The organism is Pseudomonas sp. B37(2017) (assembly GCF_002112885.1).
Lineage (GTDB): Bacteria > Pseudomonadota > Gammaproteobacteria > Pseudomonadales > Pseudomonadaceae > Aquipseudomonas > Aquipseudomonas paraglycinae.
The window spans coordinates 735,909-760,269 of the sequence record NZ_NEIX01000001.1 but is presented as its reverse complement, the minus strand read 5'-3'; the positions used below and the strand labels follow the sequence as shown (position 1 = coordinate 760,269).

The 24,361-nt window shown below is 60.1% G+C and carries 20 protein-coding genes; 5 read left to right on the top strand and 15 right to left on the bottom strand.

Annotated features, from left to right (window positions below; translation table 11 throughout):
- Window positions 1-50: 50 nt before the first annotated feature.
- Complete coding sequence (locus CAF90_RS03505; protein ID WP_085603642.1) at window positions 51-788, bottom strand: SDR family oxidoreductase; 738 nt, start codon at window positions 786-788, stop codon at window positions 51-53.
- Between the two features lie 666 nt (window positions 789-1,454).
- Between CAF90_RS03505 and CAF90_RS03500 the strand changes: the two genes are divergently transcribed.
- From CAF90_RS03500 to CAF90_RS03490, 3 genes are all read left to right on the top strand, one after another.
- On the top strand, window positions 1,455-1,970 hold the full coding sequence (locus tag CAF90_RS03500) for a sigma-70 family RNA polymerase sigma factor (RefSeq protein WP_085603639.1): 516 nt from the start codon (window positions 1,455-1,457) through the stop codon (window positions 1,968-1,970).
- A complete protein-coding gene (locus CAF90_RS03495; RefSeq protein ID WP_085603636.1) occupies window positions 1,957-2,937 on the top strand; it encodes a FecR domain-containing protein in 981 nt (326 codons plus the stop codon). The genes CAF90_RS03500 and CAF90_RS03495 overlap by 14 nt, the downstream gene beginning before the upstream one ends.
- 118 nt (window positions 2,938-3,055) lie before the next feature.
- Window positions 3,056-5,446: a TonB-dependent siderophore receptor gene (locus CAF90_RS03490; RefSeq protein ID WP_085603633.1), complete on the top strand. Its 2,391-nt coding sequence runs from the start codon at window positions 3,056-3,058 to the stop codon at window positions 5,444-5,446.
- Window positions 5,447-5,554: 108 nt separating this feature from the next.
- On the opposite strand, the gene CAF90_RS03485 is transcribed toward CAF90_RS03490, so the two are convergent.
- Window positions 5,555-6,670 (bottom strand): aromatic ring-hydroxylating dioxygenase subunit alpha, encoded by a 1,116-nt coding sequence (locus CAF90_RS03485; RefSeq protein ID WP_085603630.1) that lies wholly within the window; start codon window positions 6,668-6,670, stop codon window positions 5,555-5,557.
- Between the two features lie 227 nt (window positions 6,671-6,897).
- Here CAF90_RS03485 and CAF90_RS03480 point away from each other — a divergent pair, with 227 nt between their 5' ends.
- Complete coding sequence (locus CAF90_RS03480; RefSeq protein WP_085603628.1) at window positions 6,898-8,361, top strand: aldehyde dehydrogenase family protein; 1,464 nt, start codon at window positions 6,898-6,900, stop codon at window positions 8,359-8,361.
- A gap of 59 nt (window positions 8,362-8,420) precedes the next feature.
- Here the strand turns inward: CAF90_RS03480 and CAF90_RS03475 are convergent, their stop codons facing one another.
- The 3 genes from CAF90_RS03475 to gabT form a co-directional block, all read right to left on the bottom strand.
- Window positions 8,421-8,909, bottom strand: a complete 489-nt coding sequence (locus CAF90_RS03475; RefSeq protein WP_027616181.1) for an Lrp/AsnC family transcriptional regulator — start codon at window positions 8,907-8,909, stop codon at window positions 8,421-8,423.
- A 45-nt stretch (window positions 8,910-8,954) separates the two neighbouring features.
- Window positions 8,955-9,611, bottom strand: coding sequence for a 2-haloalkanoic acid dehalogenase (locus tag CAF90_RS03470; RefSeq protein WP_085603625.1), 657 nt, complete (start codon window positions 9,609-9,611; stop codon window positions 8,955-8,957).
- Between the two features lie 96 nt (window positions 9,612-9,707).
- On the bottom strand, window positions 9,708-11,000 hold the full coding sequence (gabT, locus tag CAF90_RS03465) for a 4-aminobutyrate--2-oxoglutarate transaminase (protein ID WP_085603622.1): 1,293 nt from the start codon (window positions 10,998-11,000) through the stop codon (window positions 9,708-9,710).
- A gap of 286 nt (window positions 11,001-11,286) precedes the next feature.
- Here gabT and CAF90_RS03460 point away from each other — a divergent pair, with 286 nt between their 5' ends.
- Window positions 11,287-12,213: a glyoxylate/hydroxypyruvate reductase A gene (locus CAF90_RS03460; protein ID WP_085603619.1), complete on the top strand. Its 927-nt coding sequence runs from the start codon at window positions 11,287-11,289 to the stop codon at window positions 12,211-12,213.
- Window positions 12,214-12,267: 54 nt separating this feature from the next.
- On the opposite strand, the gene CAF90_RS03455 is transcribed toward CAF90_RS03460, so the two are convergent.
- From CAF90_RS03455 to CAF90_RS03410, 10 genes are all read right to left on the bottom strand, one after another.
- Entirely contained in the window at window positions 12,268-13,347 is a 1,080-nt protein-coding gene (locus CAF90_RS03455; protein ID WP_074690552.1) for a tartrate dehydrogenase, read from the bottom strand.
- Between the two features lie 27 nt (window positions 13,348-13,374).
- Entirely contained in the window at window positions 13,375-14,832 is a 1,458-nt protein-coding gene (locus CAF90_RS03450) for an NAD-dependent succinate-semialdehyde dehydrogenase (RefSeq protein ID WP_085603616.1), read from the bottom strand.
- 123 nt (window positions 14,833-14,955) lie between these two features.
- Window positions 14,956-16,113, bottom strand: a complete 1,158-nt coding sequence (argE, locus tag CAF90_RS03445) for an acetylornithine deacetylase (protein ID WP_085603613.1) — start codon at window positions 16,111-16,113, stop codon at window positions 14,956-14,958.
- On the bottom strand, window positions 16,110-17,264 hold the full coding sequence (locus CAF90_RS03440) for an FAD-binding oxidoreductase (protein WP_085603610.1): 1,155 nt from the start codon (window positions 17,262-17,264) through the stop codon (window positions 16,110-16,112). Before CAF90_RS03440 ends, argE begins: the two co-directional genes overlap by 4 nt.
- Window positions 17,261-18,637, bottom strand: coding sequence for an NAD(P)/FAD-dependent oxidoreductase (locus tag CAF90_RS03435; protein WP_085603608.1), 1,377 nt, complete (start codon window positions 18,635-18,637; stop codon window positions 17,261-17,263). Before CAF90_RS03435 ends, CAF90_RS03440 begins: the two co-directional genes overlap by 4 nt.
- Window positions 18,619-18,927: a (2Fe-2S)-binding protein gene (locus tag CAF90_RS03430; RefSeq protein WP_085603604.1), complete on the bottom strand. Its 309-nt coding sequence runs from the start codon at window positions 18,925-18,927 to the stop codon at window positions 18,619-18,621. The genes CAF90_RS03435 and CAF90_RS03430 overlap by 19 nt, the downstream gene beginning before the upstream one ends.
- A complete protein-coding gene (locus CAF90_RS03425) occupies window positions 18,924-20,765 on the bottom strand; it encodes an ABC transporter ATP-binding protein (protein ID WP_085603600.1) in 1,842 nt (613 codons plus the stop codon). The genes CAF90_RS03430 and CAF90_RS03425 overlap by 4 nt, the downstream gene beginning before the upstream one ends.
- A gap of 1 nt (window position 20,766) precedes the next feature.
- Window positions 20,767-21,642 (bottom strand): ABC transporter permease, encoded by an 876-nt coding sequence (locus CAF90_RS03420; protein ID WP_085603597.1) that lies wholly within the window; start codon window positions 21,640-21,642, stop codon window positions 20,767-20,769.
- Window positions 21,639-22,595, bottom strand: coding sequence for an ABC transporter permease (locus CAF90_RS03415; protein ID WP_085603594.1), 957 nt, complete (start codon window positions 22,593-22,595; stop codon window positions 21,639-21,641). Before CAF90_RS03415 ends, CAF90_RS03420 begins: the two co-directional genes overlap by 4 nt.
- Before the next feature lie 47 nt (window positions 22,596-22,642).
- Window positions 22,643-24,280: an ABC transporter substrate-binding protein gene (locus CAF90_RS03410; protein ID WP_085603590.1), complete on the bottom strand. Its 1,638-nt coding sequence runs from the start codon at window positions 24,278-24,280 to the stop codon at window positions 22,643-22,645.
- Window positions 24,281-24,361 lie beyond the last annotated feature (81 nt).

The following is a 24,361-nucleotide window of genomic DNA, read 5'->3' as shown; positions in this document are numbered from 1 at the left end:
AACTCCGCATTGAAGAAGAACTGCCCCGGAGGGCAGTTCATAGGCTGGGTTCAATCACGCGTATTCATAAGCTCGAACATAGCGTCTCCCATTTGACGCGTTTTTACCGAAACACCCACTAGAACCTCATCTTTACCTGCTGTGAGCTGGGCAAAGGTTTCACTGACGAAATCATCGGCTGACATCATCATATGGCTGGCTGCGCCGGCACTGCGAGTACCGCCACCGAGCCCGGTATCGACCAATGGCGGAGCAATTTCAATGACGCGGATGTTAGAAGACTTCAGTTGGTGCCTCAGGCTTAGCGTAAAAGAGTGAATAGCCGCCTTGGTTGCGCAGTACACCGGTACGTCAGCCATAGGCGAGTACGCCAGACCCGAGCTGATGTTGAGAATGTAAGCCTTGTGTTGCTGTTTGAGACCTGGCAGCAGCTCTGCAATCAGATGGATAGGCGCCGTGAAGTTAACGGCGACTTCTGCGTCAAGCGAATCCATATGCGGGTCGCTGTTAAAGTCACGTTGGCTCTGAACACCTGCATTGTTGATAACAACGTTGAGGTATGGATGGTTGGCTTTAAGCCATTTAACCATCGCACGGCGACTGTCAACGTCGGCCACATCGCATGCATAGGTGCTTAACGTTGAAACATCATCTTTAGCCCGCTGCAACATGGCCTCATTACGGCCGCAAATGATCACCGTATTGTTTCCGGCGAAGCGTTTGGCGAGGGAGAAGCCGATGCCGGTGGCACCGCCAGTGATCAGGATTGTATTGCCATCAAGTTTCATGAGCGCTTGTCCTACTTTTAATAAGAAGGTGCGCTGCAATAGAAGAGAATCCGCAGGCACACCTTCGCAACCGGCATGCCGGGCAAGGTGTCGCGGATACCCTTTCGGGAGGAGTTGGCGTTCCGGGGAACGATGACCGGGCTACCATCCGGCCTGCACTCTTTCGACCCACAATTTTTACCAAGCTTTTGTGCGGATCACAACCCGTGTCGCTAGATACTACTAATAAATATCATTGCGAAATAACGATCGAACTCGGCTGGAGGTTGCTCATCTGGCTGAGATGCTAACCGTTCGGATCGCTGCAATGCTGGTCATTACAGCCATTGCAATCGTCGGAGCAATGAATCTGGTCAACTAATTCAATCGGATTCAGAGAAATCCATAGAAGCCACCTGTTGTTGGGCAGGTGGCTTTCTTTCTGGATACAAAACGAACTTTCTGCGCTGTCCATGCACGTCTCCGTTGAATCGTTCTAACTATTGCTCACAAACGTAAAAATCCAACATTGAAAGATTAAATTCGCTAAATGCACTCTTCACTCGCCCCTCTACAGAAATTGTAGCGTTCGCCCAAAATTGGACGCTGAGCGCCACGTAATTGACTGAGACCTGCCACGCAGGCAGAATGCGATTCATTATCAATTATGTATTTTGCGGGATGCCGATGCGCAGCGACGAAACACTAGGTACTGCAGATCTAGGGCTGCTCTATCGCACCCATCATTCGTGGTTACAAGGCTGGCTGATCCGACGCATTGGATGTCGCGATAACGCAGCAGATCTGGCGCAAGACACTTTCGTGCGTCTGCTCAAATCCCGTCAATCCAGCCCCTTGCGCGAACCCCGTGCCTATCTGAGCAGCATCGCCCGCGGACTGATGATTGATCAGTATCGTCGTCGCGAACTTGAGCGTGCCTATCTGGAAAGCGTCGCGTTGCTGCCTCAACACGAGGTTCCCTCGGAAGAAAGCCGGCTGATGATTCTTGATGCGCTCGAGCGCATAGACCGCATGCTCGAAAAGCTTAAACCGAGAGTTCGCCAGGCGTTTTTATTGGCACGGCTCGACGGTCTGACCTGCGCGCAAATAGCCGAAAAGCTGGATGTCTCCCGCGCGACGGTGGAGCGCGACCTGGCCACGGCCCTGCAACACTGCTATCGCTTGCGTTATGTCGAGGCGTGAGTCCCAGGCGCTGGATCCGGCCATTGTCGAGCAGGCGATCCAATGGCTGGTACGCCTTCGTTTCGATCAAGCCGATGAACAAACACAGCACACTTTTGAGCACTGGCTGGCGCAGCGTCCAGAGCATGCGTTGGCATGGCAGCGCGTGGAAACGTTGGGGGACGAATTCGCAGGTGTGCCAGCTCAATTAGCCCGGCAAACCCTGAATGGCACCCAACATGGAATGCGACGGCGGGAAAGCCTGAAGCTACTGGGCATATTGGCTACCGTTGGCACTGCAGCCTGGCTCGGCCGCGACTACACGCCCGTGCCGGCCATGCTTGCGCAGCAGCGCAGTAGCACCGGCGAGCAACGACGCTTCCAGCTCGATGACGGCAGCCTTGTCCAGCTCAATAGCGATAGCGCCGTCGACAGCGATTTTGACGAGCAGCGGCGCCTGCTCATCTTGCGCCGGGGGGAAATCATCGTGAATGTCGGCGCGGATCAACATTCGCCTCAGGCACGACCGTTCTGGGTGCAGACACGCGACGGGGTCATGCGCGCCCAGAGTCGTCGCTTTCTGGCACGCGAACGTGACGATGGCACGCTGGTCGCGGCGCAGGAAGGATCTGTCACGGTGTTCCCCGGCTCCAGTCAAATGCCTGGTAGGCGCAATGTCCAGGCAGGCAATCAATTGCTGTTCACATCAAGCGGCGCCCGGGCGTTCACGGACAACGGCCTTGATCTATGGAGCTGGGGTGACGGGGTGATCAGTGCGCGCAATATGCGCCTCAGTGATTTCATCGTGGAGTTGTCGCGTTATCGCCCAGGGGTACTGCGCTGCGCCGAAGAGGTCGCTGATCGTCGCGTTTCGGGCACATTCCAGCTCGCCGACAACGATCAAGTCCTGGCATTGATCGCGCAGTCACTGCGATTGCACGTTGATTATCGAACCCGTTATTGGGTGACCGTTACCGCAGCCACCTGAGTCCATCAGAGCCTTGCGTCACCTGAAAAACAATGAGGTGGTTTCTCATTCTCGTTCGACCTCTTAGGAAGGCCGGAATACAGGCCAGTCTGTCGATGTCCCTTCTTGGAGCGAGAAAATGAGTTCGTCCCCGGTTTCACAGCGCCATCCACTCAATCGTGCCTTACAGGGTGCGATGTTGAGTTTGATCGTGAGCAGCTACGCATTGCCGTCGCTGGCGCAAACGTCGAGTGTTGACCACAGCAACCCAGTCAAACAGTGGAACATCGCTGGCGGCCCACTGGCGCCGGCGCTTGACCAATTTGCGCGAGAGGCTGGCATCAGTCTTTCCTTCGACGCATCAAGCGTAGTGAACCGCACCACGGCTGGCGTGAATGGCATGCACGATACATCGGCAGCCCTGTCATCGTTGTTGCAAGGGAGCGAATTGCAGATCGAACAGCAAGGCCCGAATGCCTACCTGCTGGTTCCTCAAGCAAAGCCCGCCGGCCCGCTGGAACTCGACGCAACGGCTGTCGAGGACTACCGCCTTGCACCCCTCATCATCAATGCCAAGGTCAGGGTCAGTGCCGACGACGACACCAACTCGGTGGTCGCCAAGGAGCTCTGGGTTGGCGGCAAGGTGGCAACCAGTATTCTCAACACACCGGCATCGGTGTCGGTTGTTACCAACAAGGAAATGCAGCAACGCAGCGTCAGTACCACGGAAGAGGCACTGCAATACACACCGGGCGTAGTCAGTGATTTCTATGGTACGGATGACCGCAACGACTATTTCCAGATCCGCGGCTTCCAGGCCACCACCTACCGTGATGGCTTGACCCTGAGTTCGATGCGCGGTGTACGCGAAGATCCATTCGCCTATGAACGTATCGAGATTCTGCGTGGCGCCAACTCCACACTGTTTGGCCCGGCCGACCCGGGTGGCTCGGTGAACTTCGTGACCAAACAGCCGCGCTTCGAGCAGTTCGGCCAGGGCTATGTGACCTACGGCTCCTTTGACCATGTCGAGACTGGCATCGATGTGGGCGATGCTCTGAACGACGAAAAAACCCTGGCTGGCCGCTTCACTGCCAAAGGCCAAAACAGCGACCGCGAGTACGACCACTCGCAGGACGACAACCGCTTGGTGATGGGTGGCCTCACCTGGGCACCGACAGATTACACGTCGGCCACCATGATTCTGGACTATCTGAAAACCGACAGTTCGCCCAACAGTGGCGGATATCCGCTGGACAAGGAATACGACCGCAGCAAGTTTTATGGTGAGCCCAGCTACAACTTTCACAATGTCGAGCGCACCAGCCTCAGCGGCAACATCACCCATGACTTCGACAACGGCTTTGTACTGCGCAGCAACCTGCGTTACAGCAAGTTGACCGATGATTTTGGCTACGTGTACCTCAGCGACAGTGCCGCACGTGTTGGGACTACGGTTGACCGCTTTCTCTTTGGAACTGACACCGAAGCCGACCAGTTCAACGGCAATCTGATGCTGCAATACGATGCCCGCTTCGAGAACATCGACAGCAGCAGCCTGGTGGGCGTGGAGTACCTCGATTCGACCACCAAGGAAAGCTCGGTCTACGCCCCGACCACCTCGATTGACATTGCAAACCCCGTATTTACCGGCGTTTCCCGCTCGATTGCGCCGTATGCCGTCAACAAGCGGGACGCGACCACCAAGGCCGTATTTCTTCAGCAGAACCTGTCGTTCTACGAGCGTTTCATCGTCACCGGGGGTGTGCGCAACGACTCCATGGATCTGACCAGCAAAGGCTTACAGTCCAGTGAGAAAGACAACTTCTCCGAAACCTCCTATCGCGGTGCGCTGACTTACATCGTCACCGATGAAGTGTCCACCTACGTGAGCATGGTGGAGTCCGTCTCGCCACCGCAGGTAGGCGTAACCCCGCAGACGGGCCGACAGTACGAAGTGGGCGTGAAGTATGCGCCGATGGGGATGGACGCCCTGTTCTCCGCAGCCGTTTATGACCTGACCCAGGAAAACGTCACCATCGCCGTGGTGCTCCCGAGCGGCATCATTGAGCAGCAGACAGTGGGCGAATCGCGGGCGCGTGGCCTCGACCTTGAGGCCAAAGCGCAGGTGACACAGAACCTCAGCCTGATCGGCGGCTATTCCTACATGGAGTCCGAGGTCCTGCGCGGTTCGTTGTACGACGGCAGCTCCCTCAAGGGTAATGAGTTCACCACGGCACCCAAGCATTCCGCTTCGCTTTGGAGCTACTACGACGTGCCCGGCACTGACGTAAGCCTGGGCTTGGGTGCGCGCTACGTCGGCGCGTATTACTTCGATGCAGCCAACACCGGCAAGAGCGATGGCACCACGCTGTTCGACGCCGCCTTCAACTACAAGATCGCCAAGGGCACCGACCTTGCGGTGAACGTCAGCAACCTGCTGGATGAGCAACACGTGGTCGGCTCCGGCACGGCGAACTTCTATAACCCGGGCCGCGAGATTACCGCCAAAGTGAGTTACAACTGGTAAGCCGGTGTGTAAGCCTTTTCCCATATAGGAGGCGGTACCCGCTTTGCCGCGGGCACCGTCAACTTGGCCACCAGTAGGCGAAGAAAAAATCAAGGTGTTCGATCTTCTCTATTCTCGTTCGCGGGTAACGTCCACCAACGGAATGGGCTCAATCGCCCAAGCGCGAACATGACGACGTTCGGGGCCGGGAACCGCGCACGCCATACGCCCCGTAAACGTGCGCGCAAGACGCTCTTCATCGATACGCCAGCCGCGCTGCTCCAGTGCCAGCACGCCTCTGCGAAAGGCAATCTGCAGTGCATCGGATTTCAATGAAACCTCTTGCTGAAACGAGTCCGGCACGCGCTCGGGCCGCACGTTTTTCAGCACAGCGTGATCTTGTTCGAAGATTCGGATATTGCTGGCAACGAACCGGCGATCCAGCAGTCGGGAGCGCAGGAATGTTCTGCCCATCATCCACCAGGTTCGCGTGCGATTGGCGTCAATCGGAACATGCGCCGAGACGATGTAGATCCTCCATCCATTCGGCAATTCAAGCTCCAGCGTTGTACACGGGCCAGACCAATGAAACCCCGGCACAGTGACCACACTGACAAACTCGGTGGACGATTTGCGCCGCAACAGCCCTTTGCGCGCAGGCCTGCGCATAAGCATTTGTGCGCTGCCGCTCCACATATCGCTTTCGACTTCAAACGATTCAATCTCGGGGTGATCCGGATCGCCGAAGGTTGAGCCATGAACAAACGGCGCATGCGCAAAATCAAGACCGTTTTCAATAATCCGGTCCCAACTGGCCTCCCAGTCAAAATGGCCCGATACCACCTGCACGGCAGGATCGTCGATCCAGTCAAGTGCGGGTAGCGGCGGACGCTCAGGCTCAGGCAGGTCTCCTAGAAATGCCCAGATCCAGCCGTAACGCTCCAGCGTCGGATAAGCGTCAACGCGGGCCTTGGCCGGAATTCGCAGGTCCGGCTGCGCAGGTATATGCGTGCAAACCCCATCCGCCCCAAATCGCCAGCCGTGATAGGGGCATTGCACACTGTTGCCCACCCTTCTGCCGCCCGACAACGATCCGCCGCGATGCACGCAAACATCCGAAAGCACGTGAGCGACGCCAGCGTCATCACGGAACGCAACAAAAGGCTGTCCGAGCAAACGAACCGGCATCAGTCCGTCAGTCAGCTGCGACGATGGAAGAACGACGTACCAGAGGTTGGTGAGCATGAGTGCGTGCGACCTGTCAGGTTGGAAAGATAAAACAGAGACAACGTCAGCCCCTGAGATACAGCAGATTATCCCTTGCCGACTTCAAGAACGGCATATTTCGACTGAGCCCTTTTGTTAGCTTATTCAAACCACAGGGCACCGCATGTACCGGTGCCCTGGCGCCGCTCTGCCCTCCCTCCTCCTGCTGTTAGCAGCCCCCATCAGTCCTTTAAGGAGCTAGTTGGATGACAACACAATCTTCGAATACCTACGCCGTGGATTCGCATACGTTTCAACAGTTTTATATCAATGGTGGCTGGTGTTCGCCGGCAACGCCTGGCAGTTTGCCCGTGGTCAATCCGGCGACTGAAAGCGTAGTTGCAGAGGTTGCCAGCGGATCGGCCGAAGACGTTGATCGGGCCGTCGCTGCAGCGCGTGCGGCGTTTCCTCGCTGGTCTGCGACTTCCGCCGAAGCGCGCGCGGGTTTTCTTGGGAAGATTTACGACCTGATCCTTGAACGAAAAGAGTCGCTTGCGCAGGCGCTCTCTCTGGAAATGGGTGCTGCCATCGGTTTCGCCCGAGCGATGCAAGTGCCTTTGGCGGCCGAACACGTTCGGATTGCCCGTGATCTGCTGTCCACCTATCGCTTCCAGACGGTTGAAGGCGGCACGGCGATTGAACGCGAACCCATCGGCGTCTGCGGGCTCATCACCCCCTGGAACTGGCCGCTTTATCAAATCACCGCCAAGGTGGCTCCGGCAATTGCGGCCGGATGCACAGTGGTGCTGAAACCCAGCGAACTGTCACCGCTGAGCGCCCTTCTTTTCGCCCAACTGGTACATGACGCCGGCCTGCCACCGGGTGTCTTCAATCTGGTGAATGGCACGGGCTCCGAGGTCGGCGGCGCCATGGCTGCGCACCCGGATATCGATATGATTTCGATCACCGGTTCAAACCGTGCAGGCGCGCTGGTCGCACAGGCGGCCGCCCCTACGGTGAAACGCGTCACTCAGGAACTGGGCGGCAAGTCCCCCAACGTGCTGCTGCCCGATGCCGACTTCGCCAACGTCGTGCCACTGGGCGTGATGACGGCATTTCGCAATGTCGGGCAATCCTGCAGCGCCCCGACCAGAATGATCGTACCAAGGGTCCGGCTGGCGGAAGTCGAGGCACTGGCCGCCGCAACCGCTAACGCGATCATCGTGGGGGATCCGCAATCGGAAGAGACGGTACTCGGTCCGATAGCCAATGAGGCTCAGTTCAAGCGTGTGCAAGCCATGATCGAATCGGGCCTGAGTGAAGGGGCCAAACTCGTCTGCGGCGGACCAGGACGCGTGCCTGGTCATGAAACGGGCTTCTATGCCCGACCGACTGTATTTTCCGAGGTTGATTCGAGCATGCGCATTGCCCAGGAGGAAATCTTCGGGCCCGTGCTGTGCATCATTGCCTATGAAACGCTCGATGAGGCTGTCGCGATCGCCAACGACACGGTGTATGGACTGAGCGCCCACGTTCAATCCCGCGACCTTGATCATGCACGTGCCGTTGCCTCACGCATCCGCGCAGGACAAGTGCTGCTCAACCACCCGGCCTGGAATCCCATGGCCCCGTTCGGTGGCTACAAACGATCGGGCAATGGTCGTGAATTTGGTGTCTACGGCTTTGAGGAATATCTGGAAACCAAAGCCATCGTCGGCTTTGGTGGCTAGCACACAATGGGGGACAGTCAGCTGTCCCCCCTGTTTGCGCCTGATGGATGTAGTGAGCTTCAGTGCCGCAACAACTTGCGCAACGGCACACCGTCCTTGAGCACTGGGGACTTGATAACGATGTAGCTGAAGTACTTGGAAATGCCGATGTTTTTATCCAGCAGGCTTTCAATCACTTCCTGATAGTGCTGAATACTGCGCGTCATGAAGCGCACCAGATAATCGTAGCCACCACTGATCAAATGGCACTCGAGCACCTCATCCACCAACCTAATGTTCGACTCGAACTTGGCGAAGTCTTCGCGCTTGTGGTCACTCAGGGTGATTTCGGTGAAGACCGTTACCGATTCGGTGATCTTCGCCAGGTTCAGGTGTGCCTTGTAGCTGGAAATGTACCCGGCCGATTCCAGCCGCTTGACCCGTTGCAGACAGGGGCTGGCCGACAATCCCACGGCGTCGGCCAGGCTGACATTGGTCATGCGCCCGTCCTTCTGCAACTCAACCAGGATACTGATGTCGATGCGGTCCAGTTTGACTAAACCTTCCATTGCGAACCTCTTGACTGCCATTTGTAGGACAATCTACTAGCAAAATCAGCGCCGTAAAGACAGCTGATGTTGTGCGACCAGGTCAGCCATGCTGTTGATGCAATAATCCGCAGCGCAGGGGGTCGGTTGTTTGCCCCGTTCGCGACCGATCAGACACACATCGGTCAGCGCCGGGCCGCGGGCGGCGGGTCGGGTTACCCGCAGAATGTGTACCGGCTTCAGCTCGTTGGCATTCAACCATTCCTCGTCCCGCAGCGGATCGCTGGCCAGCGAAATAAAGTCATCGGCCACAATCCCCAGATGCTCGCACAACACGGCGCGATCCTCGGCATCCCGGTCGCCCACCACCAACAGGCGATAAAACTTGCGCAAGTACAGCATCGCTCCCGGTGCGTCTTCGAACAATGACCAGTTGGCAGCAGAACGCGCGAAACTCATGCCCTCCTCCCAACTGGCTTTCAGGCTCCAGCGCTCGGCCAATTGGCGATGGGCGAAACACAGCAATCCACTGAAGCCCAGTTCGGCAAAGCGGGGATAGAGCCCCTGCACCACCTCGCGAAACTCGCCCAGCACCTGTTCCTTGTCCGGGCGCCCGCCCCGGCTGTCGAGCAACGGCTGCAGCGCTGCCCAGACACCCGAATCGCGGTCAACCAGGACTTCGTCGCAATCGATGAGCAGTGCTCGATATTCAGTCAGCCCCATGGTGTACACAGCCTCCGATGATGCGTTTCATCAATCCGTGCGCCAAAAAGGTTCAGCGACGCTGGCCAGCGACCGCGCGGCTGAACCCGGCGGACATCAGTTCAATACCCGTGCCAATGCAGCCTGCAGAATCTGCAACGCTTCGTCGATCTGCGCTTCGGTCGTCACCAATGGCGCGAGGAAACGCAGGACGTTGCGATAGACGCCGCACTTGATCACCAGCAAGCCACCTTTGCGCGCTTCATCGATCACACGCTGGTTCAGATCCGCATCCGGGGAGCGCGCTTCATCATTCTTGACCAGCTCGATGGCCAGCATGAAACCGGTGCCGCGTACGTCACCGATCTGCGGGTGACGGCGCTGCAACTGCAGCAGACCTTCACGCAGGCGCTTGCCCAATGCATCGCCACGTTCGAGCAGTTTCTCTTCTTCGTAAGCGTCGATCACCGCCAGGGCCGCGGCGCAGGACAGTGCATTGCCGCCGTAGGTGCCGCCGAGGCCTCCGGGCAACGGCGAATCCATGATTTCAGCTCTGCCGACCACGCCCGACAACGGCAGCCCCCCGGCCAGACTCTTGGCGACGGTGACCAGGTCAGGCTGGATGCCGGCGTGCTGGAAACCGAACCACTTGCCGGTGCGGCCGAATCCGGTCTGGATTTCATCGAGGATCAGCACGATGCCGTGCTTGTGGGTCAACTCGCGCAATGCCTGAAGGAACTGTGCCGGCGCCGCAAGGAAGCCACCGTCGCCCTGCACCGGTTCAATGATGATCGCCGCAACCCGCTCCGGCGCAACCTGAGTGGCGAGCAACTCGTCCAGCGCCTTGAGCGCCATTTCGCTGGTAACGCCGCGATAGGCATTTGGATATGGCGTGTGAAATACCTCCGGCGCGAATGGCCCGAAGTTCTGTTTGTAGGGCTGGCTCATGCCGGTCAGCGTGGTGCCGAGCAAGGTGCGTCCATGGAAACCGCCGCGGAAGGAGATCACCGCAGAGCGGTTGGTGTGAGCGCGGGCGATTTTCACCGCGTTCTCCACGGCTTCGGCGCCGGAGGTGAAGAACGCTGCTTTGTAATGTTCCTCGCCACCTATCATTTCGCACAAACGCTGGGCCAGATCCAGATACGGCTTGTAGGCCACCACCTGAAAGCAGGCGTGCGAGACTTTTTGCAATTGGGCCTGCACCGCTGCAACCACTTTAGGATGGTTATGGCCGATGTTCAGCACGCCGATGCCGCCGACGAAATCCAGGTAACGCTGGCCGTCCACGTCCCACAATTCAGCCCCTTGGGCGCGATCAATCACCAGTGGATGAGCGGTGACCAGTCCGCGTGGCACGAACTGATCGCGCTGACGGAGTAAATGAGGCGTTTGGTCGACTTGGCTGTTCATGGCATTTCCCTTCGTGAATCCGGCAGCCCGGAGTGAATGCAGGAGGTGGTTACAGAGGATCTTAAGATTAAGACTTGTGCGGAAAGAACAACGCCGAACTTGGCCCCTGAGAAATCCGGATCGACTGTTTTCACCCTGCCAAACGGCAGATTCCTTCAGGCCGCCGAATCTGCCGGCCGCGTGCGGATATGAGGTGACGCGCAGTGTTCGCAGCGCTGCTTTCGACAGATCCTGCTCTGGCGTTGGGCGATCATGGGAGCACCTTCAACCTCCTCAGGAATTGACCATGGCCCTGCTTTACAAAGCTGACCCCGTGCGCGGCGAACGGTGGAAAGCACTGTTCGCCGAACATGCCCCGGACATCGAATGGCGCGCCTGGCCGGACATCGGCGATCCCGCAGACATCAAGTACCTGGCGGCGTGGCAGGCGCCGGAAGATCTGCAGACGGTGCTGCCGAATCTGCAGGTGTTGTTTGCGTTGTCGGCCGGCGTCGATCAACTGGACCTGAGCCGCATCCCGCCGAGTCTTCCGGTGGTGCGCCTGCTCGATCCCGGGATCACTCAAGGCATGTGCGAGTACGCCAGTTTTGCCGTGCTCGCTTTGCACCGGGATATGTTGCGCTATCGCCAGCAGCAGATGGCGCGGTGCTGGCAGGCGCATCTGTTGCAGCCGGCGCATCAGCGTCGGGTGGGAGTGATGGGCCTCGGTACTCAGGCGCAGCAGATTCTCGCCACCTTGCAGCCCCTGGGCTTTGCCCTCAAGGGCTGGGCGCGCAGTGCGCATCGGATTGCCGGCGTCGAGTGCTTTGCCGGTCGCGAGCAACTGCCGGCGTTTCTGAGCCAGTGCGACATTGTGATGTGCGTATTGCCGCTGACCGAGCAGACCCGTGGCATTCTCAATCGTGAGTTTTTTCGCCAATTACCGCGTGGCGCGGCACTGATCAACATGGGGCGCGGTGGGCATCTGGTGGAAGAAGACTTGCTCGAAGCGCTGGACAGCGGGCAACTCAGCGGCGCGGTGCTGGATGTGGTGCAGAACGAACCGGCGCCGGCGGATCATCCTTTCTGGGGCCACCCGCAGATTCTGCTGACGCCGCATATCGCGGCAATGACCCAGCCGGATAGTGCATTTGCTGTCCTGCTGGAAAATATCCGCCGCTTCGAACGCGGCGAGTCCATGAGCGGTCAGATCGACCGCAACAAAGGTTACTGATTCAGACCCTCTGCACGAGCGAGCAGGCTCACTCATGCAGAGGATGACGATGCTTCAGAGGAACTCGGCGATGGCCCTGCCGACATCCTGGGTCGAGCCCTTCCCGCCCAGGTCCGGGGTGATCGGTCCCTCGGCGATCACCCGCTCGATTGCCTGCAGGATCCCGTCGTGTGCTGCGCGATAACGCTCGTCACCGTTGCCCAGGAAATCGAGCATCAGCGCTCCGGACCAGATCATCGCAATCGGGTTGGCGATGTTCTGCCCATAGATGTCCGGCGCCGAACCATGCACCGGCTCGAACAGTGACGGAAAGCGTCGCTGCGGATCAAGGTTGGCCGACGGCGCAATGCCGATGGTTCCGGCACACGCCGGCCCCAGGTCGGAGAGGATGTCGCCGAACAGATTGGACGCCACCACCACATCGAACCGATCCGGTTGCAGAACGAACCGCGCACACAAGATATCGATGTGCTGCTTGTCCCACGTCACTTCCGGGTACTGCGCAGCCATCAGCGCGGTGCGCTCGTCCCAATAAGGCATGCTGATCGAAATGCCGTTGGACTTGGTCGCTGCGGTCAAGCGCTTGCGTGGCCGGGTCTGGGCCAGGTCGAAGGCAAACTTGAGAATCCGGTCGACACCCCGGCGGGTGAACACCGACTCCTGCAGCACGAACTCATGCTCGGTGCCTTCGAACATCTTGCCGCCGACCGATGAATACTCGCCTTCGGTGTTCTCGCGAATCACCACGAAATCGATATCCCCCGGTTCGCGTCCGGCCAACGGGCATGGCACCCCGGGGAACAAGCGCACCGGGCGGATATTCACGTACTGGTCGAAGTCGCGACGGAATTTCAGCAGCGACCCCCACAGGGAAATATGGTCCGGCACTTTCTCCGGCCAGCCCACGGCGCCGAAGTAAATCGCGTCGAAGCCTTTGAGCTGTTCGAACCAGTCCTCGGGCATCATCTGCCCGTGTTCCAGGTAATAATCGCAATGCGCCCAGTCGAGCACTTCAATGCTCAAGTCCAGCTGCCATTTTTTCGCGGCCTGCTCCAGAACCCGCAGCCCCTCGGGCAGCACTTCCTTGCCAATCCCGTCGCCGGCAATCGCGGCGATCTTGAAGACCTTGCTCATCAGTTGTGGCTCCCCGTTGTTGTGAAGTTACAAGCCGCCGATGTGGAAGGCTTTGACTTCAAGGTATTCATCAAGACCGTATTTGCTGCCTTCACGGCCCAGCCCCGATTGCTTGATGCCGCCGAACGGCGCGACTTCCATGGAGATGATTCCGGTGTTGAGGCCGACCATGCCGAATTCCAGCGCTTCGCCGAAACGCCATGAGCGACGCAAGTCTTGAGTGAAGTAATAAGCGCCAAGGCCAAACGGTGTGGCATTGGCCAGCGCCAAGGCTTCGGCTTCGTCGGTGAACCGCATCAGCGGCGCGACCGGGCCGAAGGTTTCTTCGTTGGCCAGGAGCATGCCGGCGTGGGCATCGCCAAGCACCGTCGGTTGCACAAATTGACTGTCGCCCTGCGGAACGCCGCCGCAAAGCAGCTGCGCGCCCTGACTCAAGGCATCATCGATGTGGCGGGCCACCTTGCTCACGGCCGCCTTGTTGATCAGCGGGCCGATGGTCACGTTGTCCTGCAGGCCATTGCCGACCTTGAGCTTGCCGACTTCCTCGACCAGACGCTGGGCAAAACGCGGGTAAATGCCGTTCTGTACCAGAATCCGATTGGCGCAGACGCAGGTCTGCCCGGCGTTGCGAAACTTGCTCAGCATGATCCCGGTAATCGCCTGCTCAAGATCAGCGTCGTCAAACACAATGAACGGTGCGTTGCCGCCGAGTTCCAGGCTCAACCGCTTGATGTGTTCGGCACTCTGGCGCATCAGCAAACGGCCCACCGCCGTGGAACCGGTGAAGGATATCTTGCGCACCGTCGGGTTGCCGGTCAGCTCTTCGCCAATCCCGGCGGGCATGCCGGTCAGCACATTGAACACCCCGGCCGGAATGCCGACGCGCTCAGCCAACACCGCCAATGCGAGCGCTGACAGCGGCGTCAGATCCGACGGTTTGACGATGATCGGGCACCCCGCCGCCAGGGCCGGTGCACACTTGCGGGTAATCATTGCGTTGGGGAAGTTCCAGGGCGTGATCGCCGCGCAGACACCCACCGGTTGCTTGAGGGTCAACAGTCGGCGGTCGCCGCTGGGCGCCGGCATGGTTTCGCCGTAAATCCGCCGCGCCTCTTCGGCAAACCATTTGACGAAACCCGCGCCGTAGCGGACTTCACCTTTGGCTTCGTTCAGCGGCTTGCCTTGTTCGCAGGTCATGATCAGCGCCAGATCGTCGAGGTTGTCGATCATCGCCTGATACCAACGCTCCAGCAGCGCCGCACGTTCGGCGGCCGGTCGTGCTCGCCAGGCGGGCCAGGCCCGTTCGGCGGCATCGATGGCGCGTCGGGTTTCCACGCCTTGCATGGCGGGCACGCGGCCGATCAATTCGCCGCTGGCCGGGTCGACGACATCCAGGGTCGCGCGGTCATCTGCGCCGATCCACTGGCCGTTCACATAAGCGAGTTCTGCGAGAAGACCGGGGTCTTTCAAACGATTCTTGAGCATGGTCGAGTCCTGATCCGAGACAGATTCCAGTCTAGGGAGACTCGACGGATGAGGATGCTGAAAGCGCGTAGCGGACAGTGTCGGCTGCTGAAATTGGCGGTGGAACAGCAGAACTGCTGTTTTCTATCGTTTCAGCGAACCGAGCAAACCCTCCAGAAAGCGCTCCCCCGCCTCCATCTGACTGATCTCGATAAACTCGTCGGGCTTGTGCGCCTGCTCGATCGAACCTGGCCCGCAGACAACCACAGGCACATCCAGACGCTGCTTGAACAACCCGCCTTCCGTACCGAACGAAACCTTGGACGTCGCGGTATCCGGCGCCGCGAAATTTTTCAGGAACCGTACCGCTTCGACGCTCGGGTGGGTGTCGAGTCCGGGGTAGACGTTGACCGTTTCAATCTCGATGGCCGCCACGCTCGAGAGCTTCTTCGCCTCGCGCACGATCACCTCGGCACGCTCCTGCATCTGCGCGAGAATCTGTTCCAGATCATCGGCCGGCAAATTGCGCACTTCAAAATCCACCGTGCACAGATTCGGCACGATATTCAGCGCCCGGCCACCGCCGATCTGGCCCACGTGCACGGTGGTGTAAGGCACGTCGTAATCGGCATCCCGGGCGCCCTGCTCCTGCAGTTGGCGCTGGGATTCACGCAACGCTGCAATGAAATCGCAGGCCACGTGGATTGCGTTGACCGAGCGCGGCGCCAGCGAAGAATGCGCCTCCAGCCCTCGACAATAGGTACGGTACGAGCCCTTGCCCTTGTGCCCCAGCACAAACTGCATGTTGGTCGGTTCGCCGATCAGGCACAGGAACGGCCGCACCGGCGCCAGGTGCAGCACATCGAGCAAACGCCGCACGCCAACGCAGCCGATTTCCTCGTCGTGTGACAGCGCCAGCTGCAGCGGACGGCTGAGGGAATGTTCAGCAGCGTCAAGCATCGCGTCGATGGCCAGCGCGATAAAGCCTTTCATGTCGCAACTGCCGCGCCCGTAAATCCGCCCGTTCTGCTCCGTCACATGAAACGGTGGAACCGTCCACGCCTGCCCCGCTGCTGGCACCACGTCGGTGTGCCCGGACAGCAGAATGCCCGGTTGGTCTTTCGGACCGGTACTGGCAAACAGATTGGCCTTCTTGCCGCTTTCGTCCTTGACGATCAGCGACTCGATGCCCTTGCTCAGCAGCAACTCGCGAACGTACTCGATCAACGCCATGTTCGATTCCGACGACACGGTATCGAACGCAATCAATCGTTTGAGAATCTCCAGTACACGGGGTTTCATGAGGCTTTGCTCCGTTGTTCGGCCAAGGGGGCGAACCGGCGTATGGAAAAGGGTTCGATCAACGTGGAAGTGCTGCCGGTGCTGATCAGCTCAGCCATGACGTCACCGACGCCCGGCCCCAACTGGAAGCCATGACCACAGAAGCCGAACGCGTAATACAGGCCATCGACCGTACCGCTTGGCCCCATGATCGGCAGCGAGTCCGGCAGATAGCTTTCGATGCCGCTCCAGACCCGGATGATGTTCAGATTGCCGACACCCGGCAGCAGTCGGCGCATTTGCCGGATCTGGTTGAGGATACTGCGCGGCTCGACATAAGCGCGGCGATTGAGCATGTCCGGTTTGCTGCGATAGCCGCCGCCAATGATGATGTTGCCTCGCGGAATCTGCCGGAAATAAATGACTTCCTCAGGGATTTTGGTGAACACCCCAATCACCGTCGGCAAGGCGTACGGCACCGGTTCCGTCACCGCCATCTGCGGGCCATGGGTGTCCAGCGGAACCGGTTCGCCGAACTGCGCTGACAGTTTCTCGCCCCAGGCGCCGGCGGTGATCAGCAGTTGTGCGGCGCGATATTGCCGGCCATCGGTGGTGGTGACGCTGAACTCGCCTGCGGTTTTCTGCACCTGGGCCACTTCGGTCTGTTCTTCGATACGCGCACCGATTCGCCGCGCCGCCCGGGCAAATGCCGGCGCCGCCAAACGCGGGTTGGCGTGACCGTCGTGCGGAGCGTAAGAGCCCCCCTTCACGTCCGGCCCCAGAAACGGAAAGCGCCGATGCAGTTCAGCGCCGCGATAGACCTGCAGATCCAGTTGCGATGCTTCCGGCGCAGCGGCATACGCTTCGAGCTCGGCAATTTCGTCTTCGCGGTAACACACGCGCATGTGGCCGCTGGCTATGAACTCCAGATCGTCGTCAATCAGCTCCGGCAAGCGCTTCCACAGCGCAAACGAACGGTTGGCCAACTCCAGTTGCCCCAGATAACGGCCCTGACGCCGTACGTTGCCGAAATTGACACCGCTGGCGTATTGGCCAATCTGGTCGCGCTCGAGCAGGGTCACGGAGTGCCCGCGCTGGCGCAGAAAAAACGCTGACGCCGCACCCATGATGCCGCCGCCGATAATCAATACATCACTTTTCTGCGGGTTCATGTCGGTTCCTCGATGATCACCATCGGCAACGGTTTGACGGGGGCCTGACCGCGTTGACGACCGACCTGCTGAACACTGACGCCGGCCGCGGCGGCAATCACTTCGGCGCCGGCCTGCGAGCAGTATCGGCCCTGGCAACGGCCCATGCCGACCCGACTGAAGGCTTTGGCCCGATTGACTTCACACGCGCCCTTTTCACTGACCGTACGGCGCAGTTCGCCCGCGCTGATCATCTCGCAGCGACAGACGATCGCCGAATCCGGCAAGGCCCCGGCCTGTTCGGCGGGCCAGGGAAATGCCTGCGCCAGACCGAGGCGGAACTGATCCATCACCGCCAGTGCACGCCGTTGCTCTGCGCGCAAACCGGCATCCACCGGTTGTTGCTGATCCTCCAGCAGCGCCATCGCCACCAGACGTCCGGCATGTTCAGCCGCATCGGCACCGCGAATCTTTGCGCCGTCGCCGGCGGCATACACACCGCTGACCGAAGTGCGGCCCTCTTCATCAAGCGCCAGCCACCATTGGCCGGACGCTTCATCAAAACGCATGCGACACCCGGCCAGATCGGCCAGCTGGGTTTCCGGACGCAAGTGATACCCCAGGGCCACGGCATCGCAATCGATGTCCAGGGTTTCGCCCTTGGCTGTGCGCACGCGCACGCCACTGACGCCGTGGGTGGCATCTCCCGATATGAGCTCCGGCTTGATCCCCAGATGCACCGGTATTTTCGCCTGATACAACTGCGCCAACAGTTTCATCCCGGTGAGCAACACCCCGGGCCGCGCGAGCATCTTCGGCAGTGCGACAATGCGTTTGCTCATCGGCGATGTATCAAGCACCGCAGCGACGTTGGCGCCGGCCTTCACGTACTGGCTGGCCACCAGATACAGCAGTGGACCACTGCCCATGAACACCACGCGATGGCCGATGGAAACCGCCTGCGACTTGAGCGCGATCTGCGCCCCGCCGAGGCTGTAGGTGCCCGCCAGCTGCCAGCCTTCAACGGGCATCAAACGGTCCGTGGCGCCGGTGCACAGGATCAACGCATCGAAGTCCACCGTCGTATGGTGACCCTGACTGACGCAGCTCAACTGCCTGGGCACCAGATTCCACACCAGCGTGTCGGGCCGGTAATCGATGTGTGGGCGCAAGCGCTCGAAACTCTCGTGCAGGTCGCGCGCCTTGGCCGCTTCAGTCCCGTACAGCGCGCGGTAGTCGCGGGTGAAACCTTCGGGTTGGCGCCGATAGATCTGGCCGCCGCCGCGGCGATTTTCATCGATCAGGACCGGTTTGAAGCCGGCCTTCACCAACGTCTCGGCGCAGCGAATCCCCGCAGGGCCGGCGCCGACGATAACTACCCGTGCAGTGGCCATGTCGCCTCCGGTTGTGTGGTGACGAGATCCAGCCCTTCACGGACTTCACTGGAGCACGCACGCAGACGTTCGCCGCTGCGCGTCCACACCCAGCAATCCTGGCAGGCACCCATCAGGCAGAACCCGGCACGTCGACCGGAATCGAATTCCGACTGGCGCAACGCATTGCCCTGAGTGAGCAATGCGACCATCAGTGTGTCGCCCTGCAACGCCTTGATGGGCACGCCATCCACGGTCAACCCGACGGTCACCCGGCCCTGCTCGGCCAGTCTCACAAAACGAGCACTCATGCATAGGCTCCCTGATTCAAGGTGGTCACGTCCCGCTGGGTTTTCAGCAGTTCTACGCTGTCGTGGTGGCAGAGAATTTCACTGCCACCGTCGATGATTCGGCGCTCGGGTGCAGTACGGTTGCACAGGCCATCGACGCGCACCGGGCAGCGATTGAGGAAGGTGCACAGCTCGGCGACATTGGCTTTGGGCCCGATGGGCGGCAGTTCGCCGCAAGTCGTCCCGCAGGTTTCCAGCCAGCCCTGGCGCAGCTCCGGCACCGAGTGAATCAACAGATCGGTGTAGGGATGGAACGGTGCCTGCGCAAACGACTGGCGGCTGCCGGCCTGAACTTTATGGCCGCTGTACATCACCACCACGTCATCACACAGCGCGCGCACGGTGGAGATGTCATGACTGATGAACAGGTAGGACACACCGAGCTGCTCACGCAAATCGCGGAGCAATTCAAGAATCGCTGCACCGACCACGGTGTCCAGCGCCGAGGTCACTTCATCGCAGAGGATCAGATCGGGTTTGGCCGCCAGGGCCCGCGCCAGGTTCACCCGCTGCTTTTGCCCGCCGGACAATTCGTTCGGACGACGTTCGGCCAGGGCTCGCGGCAGACGCACCAGATCCAGCAATTCGCCGATACGCTCGCGCAACGCCGCGCCTTTGAGGTTGAAATACATCTTCAGCGGCCGACTCAGAATCGTGCTGATGCTGTGCATCGGATTGAGCGCCGTGTCGGCGTTCTGGAACACCATCTGGATTCGCCGGAATTGCTCGTCGGTGCGTTCGGACAGACAACCGCCCAGCGGTTGCCCGTCGAAGGTCAGCCCGCCCAATGCTGGCGTGAGCAGGCCGGCCACCACACGGGCCAGCGTTGACTTGCCTGAACCCGACTCGCCGATCACGCCAATCGCCTGGCCCCGGCGCACGGTCAGATCAATGTCTTCCAGTACACGAATGGCCGGCATGCCCTGGGTGTTCTTGTTGCCGTAACCGGCGGTCAGGCCGCGAATGGTCAGCAGCGGAGTTTCTTCGGCAATTCCGCAAGGTGGGCGGATGGTCGTGTCCGGCCGCGCGGCCGCCAGCAAACTGCGCGTGTATTCATGACTCGGGCCTTTGAGCAGCGCCGCCGTGGCGCTTTGTTCGAAGATCTGGCCGCCATTGAGCACGACGATCTGATCGGCCATTTGCGCCACCACGGCCAGGTCATGGGACACATACACCGCTGTCGCGCCACGGTCACGTACCACGCGCTTGAACGCACGCAACACGTCGATCTGGGTCGTCACATCGAGCGCCGTGGTCGGTTCGTCGAGGATGACCAGCAACGGATCACTGATCAGCGCCATTGCCGCCATCACCCGCTGCAGTTGCCCCCCGGACACCTGGTGCGGGTAACGCTGGCCGATGTGATCCGGGTCTGGCAGGGCCAGATCGCGGAACAGCTCAATGGCCTTGGCCTCAAGGGTGGCGCGGGTGCCGAGGCCGTGAATCAAGGCGCCCTCCACCACTTGGTCGATCAGCTTCTTCGCCGGGTTGAAAGCCGCCGCAGCGCTCTGCGCGATATACGACACCCGATTACCGCGCAGGCCCTGCAATTGCTGCTCGCTGAGCGCGAGCATGTCGTGCTCGCCGACCTGTACCACGCCGCCGGACAACCGACAGCCCCGTCGGGCATACCCCAACAAAGCGAGGGCGATGGTGGTCTTGCCCGAGCCTGATTCGCCGATCAACGCCAGCACTTCACCTTGTTCCAGGGCAAAGCTCACGCCTTTGACGATCTCCGTTTCTCCATGCTCGCCGCAAGCGACCACGCGCAGGTCTTCAACTCGAATCAATTGGGTCATTTCAATGGCCTCCCGTGCGGCGACTGCGTCGCGACGACAATCTGTCGATAAACAGATTCACGCCGATGGTCAGGGTGCCGATGGCCAGCGCCGGGATGACGATGGCCGGGGCGCCCTGATTGAGGCCGCCGATGTTTTCCCGCACCAGCGAACCGAGGTCGGCATCCGGCGGTTGCACGCCCAGCCCGAGAAAACTCATGCCGCTGAGCAGCAGCACGATGAAACCAAACCGCAAGCCCAGGTCAGTGAGCACCGGGTTGAGCATGTTCGGCAGGATCTCCACGCAGGCGATGTACAAACGCCGCTCGCCACGGGTTCGGGCGACCTGCACATACTCCAGCGCTTCGATGTTCACCGCCATGCTGCGGGCGATACGGAACGCGCCCGGGGCGAAGCTCAACACCGCCGTGCTGATCAGCAGGGTCACTGAAGAGCCGAACGCCGAAACCATGATCAACGCGAGCATCTTGCTCGGGATCGAGATAAAGGCGTCCATCAAGCGGCTGATTACTTCGTCCAGCCATTTCGGCGACACCACCGACAGCAGCGCGCAACCGGTGCCCAGCGCACTGGCCAGCACCGCCGCAATCAACGCCAGGCCCACGGTGAAGCGAGCGCCGACGAGCACCCGGCTGAGCATGTCGCGGCCCAGATAATCAGTGCCGAACGGGTACACCGCGCTGATGTTGTCGAACACGTTGCCCGAGACCACCTCGCCGACCGGATGCGGCGCCAGCCACGGGCCGAATAATGCAACCAGCAACCAGATAACGCAGATGGCCGCGCCGATGAGTCCCAGCCATACGGGCCCGTGAGACACCTTGCCGGCTGACAGATCGGGGGCTGCGGGCGTCGATTTCACAATGAGATTGTTCATTGGTTTCTCAGCCTCGGATTGGACAGAATCGCGCACAGGTCGGCAATCAGCACCAGACCCAGATAAGCCGTACAGAACAACATGGTGCAGGCCTGCACCAGTGCCATGTCACGGTTGGTCACGGCATCGACCATCAGGCTGGCGATGCCGGGATAGTTGAAGATGGTTTCGACAATCACCACCCCGCCGAGCAGATACGACAGGCTCAGCGCAATCGCATTGGCGATCGGCCCGATGGCATTGGGCAAAGCGTGACGCAGTACGATGCGCATCGGACTGACGCCTTTGAGCCGGGCCATTTCCACGTAGGGGCTGTCGAGCTGATCGATCACTGCCGCGCGTGTCATCCGCGCCATTTGCGCAACGATCACGCAGCACAGCGTCATCACCGGCAAGGCGTAGGTGCGCATGAATTGCCACGGTGAAGTGATGTCGCTGGCATAGGACAGCGCCGACAACCAACCCAGGTTCACCGCAAAGATCAGCACCGCGAGGGTCGCCACCAGAAACTCCGGCACCGCGACCATGGCCAGGGTGGTGAAACTCAGAACACTGTCGATCCGCCCGCCACGGCCCATCGCCGAGCCGATGCCGAGAACCAGCGCCACCGGTACCGACACCAGCGCCGTGGCGGCCGCCAGCATCAAGGTGTTGGGCACGCGCCCGGCCATCAGCTCGACAACCGGCATCGCGTTCGATACCGACACGCCCATATCGCCACTGAGCAGGCTCATCAACCAGTGCAGGTAACGCACCACACCGGGTTGATCGAGCCCCAGTTTCAGGCGCAGCGCTGCCACCTGTTCCGGGGTGGCAAACTGGCCAAGGGATTGTTGTGCCGCGTCTCCAGGCAGTACCGCCGTGATCGCAAACACGACCATCGATACGATCAACAAAGTCACGATCGCGGCGCCCAGCCGCCGTCCGATCAACCACAGTGTGTTGCTATTCATCGCCTACCCTCCTGCACCTGGCTTGCCGTTCATTTCGACGGCTCTGTTCAAGCGTCCAGCCAGACCTGCTCGGCGAACATGTAACCCATGAAGCCGCCGAGCGGGTTGCTGCCGTAGCCCTTGATCCGTTGATCGACGCCGTCGATGTTGCTGATGAACACCGGTATGCCGATGCCACAGTGGTCGTGCACCAGGGTCTGCATGTCCGCGTACATCTTGCCGCGCTTGGCATCGTCGGTTTCACCGCGGGCGAGCATCAGCAACTGATCGAACTGCTCGTTCTTCCAGCCGGACTCGTTCCACGGCGCCTTCGACTGGAAGAACTGCGAGAACATCACGTCGGCGTTCGGACGTGGGTTGATGTTGCCGAAGCTGATCGGGTGCTTCATCCAGTGGTTGGACCAGTAGCCGTCGCTCGGCAGGCGCTTGACGTCGAGTTTGAGCCCGGCCTGTTTGGCCGACTGCTGCAACAACACTGCGATATCGACGGAACCCGTTGCGGCAGGCGACGCAAACAGCTCCATGCTGATGTTTTCCATGCCCGCTTTTTTCAGCAGGAACTTGGCTTTTTCAGGGTCGTAGACCGTTTGTGGCAGGTCGCTGTTGTAGTAGCGCGAGCCGGGCGCGATCGGATGATCGTTGCCGACCACGGCAAAGCCGCGAAACACCGCCGACTTGATCTGTTCGCGATCGAGCAGGTACTTCATCGCCTGGGTGAAATCGGCGTTCTGACCCGGCAACTGATCCTGACGGATGATCAAATCAGTGTAGTTGCCCGACGGCGCATCAACGACCCGGTGTCTGGCGCTGGCCTTGATCCGGTCGGTGGAGCGCGGGTTGACCTCGTTGATCATGTGCACGTCGCCGGACAGCAGCGCGTTGACCCGCGACGGCTCGTCGCCGATGGCAATGAATTCGATTTCGTCGAGGTACGGCAGGCCAGGCTTCCAGTAGCCGGTGTTGCGTGCGGCCACCGAACGTACGCCCGGTTTGAACTCCTTGACCTTGAACGGTCCGGTACCAATGCCCTGGTTGAAGTCGGTGGTGCCTTCGGGAACGATCAGCAGATGCGAGACGGCCAGAATCGACGGCAATTCGGCGTTCGGTGCAGTCAGGCGAATCTGTACTTCGTTGGCCCCTGTGGCCTTGATTTCGGCGAACTGCTCCATCAGCGGCATGACTTTGGAGCCGGTCAGCGGATCCTTGTGTCGTGACAGCGAGAACACCACGTCGGCCGCGCTGAGGGTTTTGCCGTTGTGGAAAGTCACGTCCTTGCGCAGGGTGATCGTCCACAGGGTCGCGTCGGTGTTGTCGATGCGTTCGGCCAGCTCCAGTTGCGGCACCAGGTGCGCGTCGAAACGGGTCAGGCCGTTGTAGAACATGTAGTGCCGCACATAATCGGTGGACAGCGCGCCTTTGGCCGGATCGAGGGTGTCGGCGGTGGAGCTGGACATGCCGGCGACACGTATCCGCCCACCCGGCTTGCCTTTGCCCGGCGTCGCCGTATCGTCGGCCAACAGTTTGCCGGCAGCACCAAACAGGCTGCCGGCGCCGGCAGCCGCTACACCGGCTACGCCGAGCATTTGTAACGCGTGACGGCGTGACATGCCGCGATTGAGGCCTTCGAATACCCGCAGGCTTGCTTCGCCTGAGATCAATGGTGAGTCGTTCTTGTGATCAGTCATTTCAGTGCTACCTGTCGAAATTAAGAAGGCTCAAGTGTTCCGGTTGGCCGGAACGTCCTGGAAACGCAAACGACGGTAAAG